Annotated in this window: 2 protein-coding genes and 1 pseudogene; 1 reads left to right on the top strand and 2 read right to left on the bottom strand. The window is 69.9% G+C overall.

Annotation, left to right across the window (positions count from 1 at the left end; all coding sequences use genetic code 11):
* Positions 1 to 115: 115 nt before the first annotated feature.
* Entirely contained in the window at positions 116 to 1,822 is a 1,707-nt protein-coding gene (locus AC1DU6_RS23535) for an MORN repeat-containing protein (RefSeq protein ID WP_477860001.1), read from the bottom strand.
* A complete protein-coding gene (locus AC1DU6_RS23530; protein WP_457389253.1) occupies positions 1,819 to 3,141 on the bottom strand; it encodes a hypothetical protein in 1,323 nt (440 codons plus the stop codon). Before AC1DU6_RS23530 ends, AC1DU6_RS23535 begins: the two co-directional genes overlap by 4 nt.
* A 128-nt stretch (positions 3,142 to 3,269) precedes the next feature.
* Between AC1DU6_RS23530 and AC1DU6_RS23525 the strand changes: the two are divergent.
* Positions 3,270 to 3,645: pseudogene (locus AC1DU6_RS23525) on the top strand (peptidase M20); the annotation flags it as partial.

Genomic DNA, 3,645 nt, shown 5'->3' with positions numbered 1-3,645 from the left:
GGGGCAGCGATGGCGAGGGCGGTGACGAGGGCGGTGAGCAGGGTCTTCATCGTGGATCTCCAAAAGAAAAGCTGATGGGGCAAGCGTAACGGAGGCGGCAGTCTCGGGCCGTCCCTCAGCTGCCTTTGCGCACCATGAAGCCCTCGTCCGTGCGCTCGTCGTCCTTGAACACACCTTCCCAGCGATCGCCGCTGGGCCAGTGGAAGGTGCCCTGGCCATGCTTGAGGCCGCGCGCCCAGGCGCCTTCGTAGCGCTCGCCGCTGCGCCAGGCGTATTTGCCCTGGCCGTGGGCCTTGCCGGCGTCGAACTCGCCCTCGTAGACGTCGCCGCCAGGGAAGATCATGCGGCCGCGTCCCTGGGGCAGGCCGGCGGCCATCTGGCCTTCGTACTGGTTGCCGTTGCTGAAGCGCATCTTGCCCTGGCCCTGTGGCTTGTCGTTGACCCATTCGCCCTCGTAGCGCTGGCCGCTCATCCAGACATAGCTGCCGCGGCCATGCGGCAGCCCCTGGCGGATCTGGCCGCTGTAGACGTCGCCCGAGGCATAGGTCAGCTTGCCTTCGCCCTCTGGCTGGCCGTCCATCAACGTGCCTTCGTAGTGATTGCCGTTGGCAAAGCTCATGGTGCCGCGGCCGGTGGCGCGGTCGGCCACCCAGTCGCCCTTGTAGCGCTGGCCGGCGGCCCAGCGGATCTCGCCGACGCCCTGGCGCTGGCTGCGCAGCAGCGGGCCTTCGTAGACGTCGCCGTTCTTCCACTCGACGCGACCGGAGCCCGTGACGGTGTCGTCGTCATTGCGCACGAACTGGCCAACGTAGCGCGTGTCACCGGCCATGCGATCGAAAAGCTTGGGCTCGGGAACCKGCACCGGCGCTGCTGTGGGCTGGGCGAGGGGCGTGATCGGTGCGGCTGCTGCCTGGCGCAGCCCAGGCGGGGCCGGCGGTGGCGCGCTGGCAGCGGCCTTGTTGGTGACGGGTGCCGCCATCGCGGCCGCCGGTTTGGGCGCTGCCGCAACCACCGGTGCCGGCGCGCCGGGCAGCGGTGTCGCCACCCAGGGTGTGCCGCGCTCGCGAGCCAGGGCCTGGGCGTTGTTCGTCGCCAGCTCCTGGGCGCTGCCTTTGCAGAGCTTGGCGGTGTCGCGCCACAGCGTCTCGCCGATCTGGCTTTGTGTCTGGCGCTCGGCCAGCGGCAGGGCGGCGCCGGTGTTGCGCAGCTTGCTGGAGAACTCGCGGGCGCGCTCGAAGGGCGCGGCGCAGAACTCGGCGTTGTGGCCGTCGATCTCACTCTGCTCGCGGCGGCGCTGGGCAGTCTGCTGCTGGCTGCCGTTGCACTGCTCGGCGGCCAGCTCCCACATGCCCTCGGCCTTGCGGTAGAGGCTGGCGGCGTCGCCAAAGCGCCGCTCGCCAAAGGCCGCGCGGGCCAGCTCCTGCAGCGAGGCGGCATCGCGGTGGGCACTCTCGCACTGGCTGCCGGACTGCAGCTTCTCGGCCAGGGCTTCGCGGGTCTTCTGGCTGTCGGCCAGGTTGCGTTGGGCGCGTTCGCGAGCGCGGCCGTCGCAGCTGGCCAGTGCCCCGCCCCATTGCGCAACCGCCTCGTCGTAGAGCTTGACCAGGGCCTCCAGTGGCTGGTTCTGCGATTGGGCCGTGGCGGCACGCAGGTCGGCCGACAGCGCCCGGCTCGACAGTTGGGCGCAGCTGGGCGGCGGTGGGGCCGGCGCGGCGACGGGCTCGGAAGCTGCGGGCTCGGGTGCCGACGCCCCGGCTTCGGGAGGCGTCTGGGCCTGAGCCCAGGCGGCCGTCAACAGCAGCAGCGTGATGGCGAACTTCATTTCTTGGTGGCCGACTCGGCGGGCAGTTCCAGCATGGCGTCGACCAGGCCGCGGGAGAAACGGCCGGCGCCGGGGTCGTCGGGGTTGTCGAAGCTGAAGCTGCCGCGCGCCGAGGCCAGCGGCATGGCGCCGATCTCGGCCCGCAGCGTGTCGGCGCGCAGGCCACCGAGGATGGCGACCACCTCGGCCTCGAAACCGCGTGCGGCGGCGATCTTGTTGATGGCCGCCAGGCGGTCGGCGTCGAACAGGAAGGCGTTGGCGGCCAGGCTGCGCTCGATGAGTTTCTGGTGCAGCGTGAAGCCCGCCAGCGGCGACGCGCCCAGGGCCGCCATGCGCGTGAAGGCCCAGGCGTCGGCATAGTCGAAGGTGGTGGCCGCGATGCGGGAGACGCCCGACAGCGAGCCGCGGTTGGCGGCCGCGGCCTGCATCACGTTCATGACCTGCTGGCGCGTCAGCTGTTGAGCAGCGTCCACCAGGCCTTCGCGGATCTTCTGCGTCGCCAGCGCCTTGCCCTGCTCGATGAGCTGCTGCTTGAGGAACTCGCTGGCCACGTTGGCCGCGGCGCTCTTGGCCGCGCTCATCGCGGCGTCGGCGGCCAGCGCCGCGGCCTTGACGCCCGAGGCCAGTGTGGCCAGGTTGTAGAGGGTGCCGGCGATCTTGATGGCGTAGTGGTAGGTCTTCATGCGGGCCCCGCCCTCTTCGGACAGGCCCTGCGTCCACAACACCATCCACAGCGCCTCGTCGGGTGTGGGCTCGGCCTGGGTCACCTCCAGCGGGTGCAGGCTGAGCAGCCAGTGGTAGTCCTGCAGCTGCGCCGTGTTGGGCGGTGCGAAGCGTGTGTAGCCGCGGCAGACTTCGAAGGGCTTGATGGCGACGTTGCGGCCTGAGGCCAGGCCGACGTTGAAGGGCTTGCCAGCGTCGCGCGCCTCGGCCAGCGTTTCCAGCAGGCGCTCGCCGTCGATGTCCTCGCGGCCGCCGACGCGCACGATGCGGTCGCTCGGGGCCAGCGGCGAATCCTGGGTGACGGCGATGACGGTCAGCCTCTCGTCCACCTGCAGGGCGCGCACCCAGGCGACGCGATCGTCCGCGCTCCAGCCGGCGCTGGTGGCCACGGCGAAGGGCAGCTCCCACTGCTTGTCGCAGTCCTTGTCTTTCAGCGCCGCGCTGCGCGCGATGGCCGGGCGGATCAGGCGCTCGCCGGCGCCATAGGCACGCATGCCGGCCAGCAGCGTCTCGTCGACCTTGCGGCCGTCGTCCACGGTGAATTTGGGGCCTGAGGCACAGCCGGTCAGCAGCGCAATCAGAACAATCAGTAACAAGCGCATCTTGGCGTCGAGCCTAAGCGGTTGACGCCGTGAATGCCGCCGGTAGTTATCCCAGGCGGCGTGATGCCTGTCGCGGCCAAGCCTAAACTGGTAAGTCGCGCCACAAGCGCCAGGAGTACGCCATGAACGCACGTGATCCCCACCTGCCCCTGCAAGCCGATGAGACGAGCGCGCTGGGCGAATTTGCCGCCCGCGTCTGGGACGAGGAAATCGTCCCCGCGCTGACCGATTACATCGCCATTCCGGCCAAGAGCCCGATGTTCGACGCCGACTGGGCGAAGAACGGCCATATCGAGAAGGTGCTGACCCAGGCCGCCGCCTGGGTCGAGAGCAAGAAGGTTGCCGGCCTGAAGCTCGAAGTGGTGCGCATCCCCGGCCGCACGCCGGTCATCTTCTTCGAGGTGCCGGCCACCAAGGCAGATTCGCAAGACACGGTCGTCGTCTACGGCCACCTGGACAAGCAACCCGAGTTCAGCGGCTGGCGCAACGACCTCGGCC

Source organism: Roseateles sp. P5_B10 (assembly GCF_056400485.1).
This window is presented reverse-complemented; position numbering and strand designations above follow the sequence as displayed.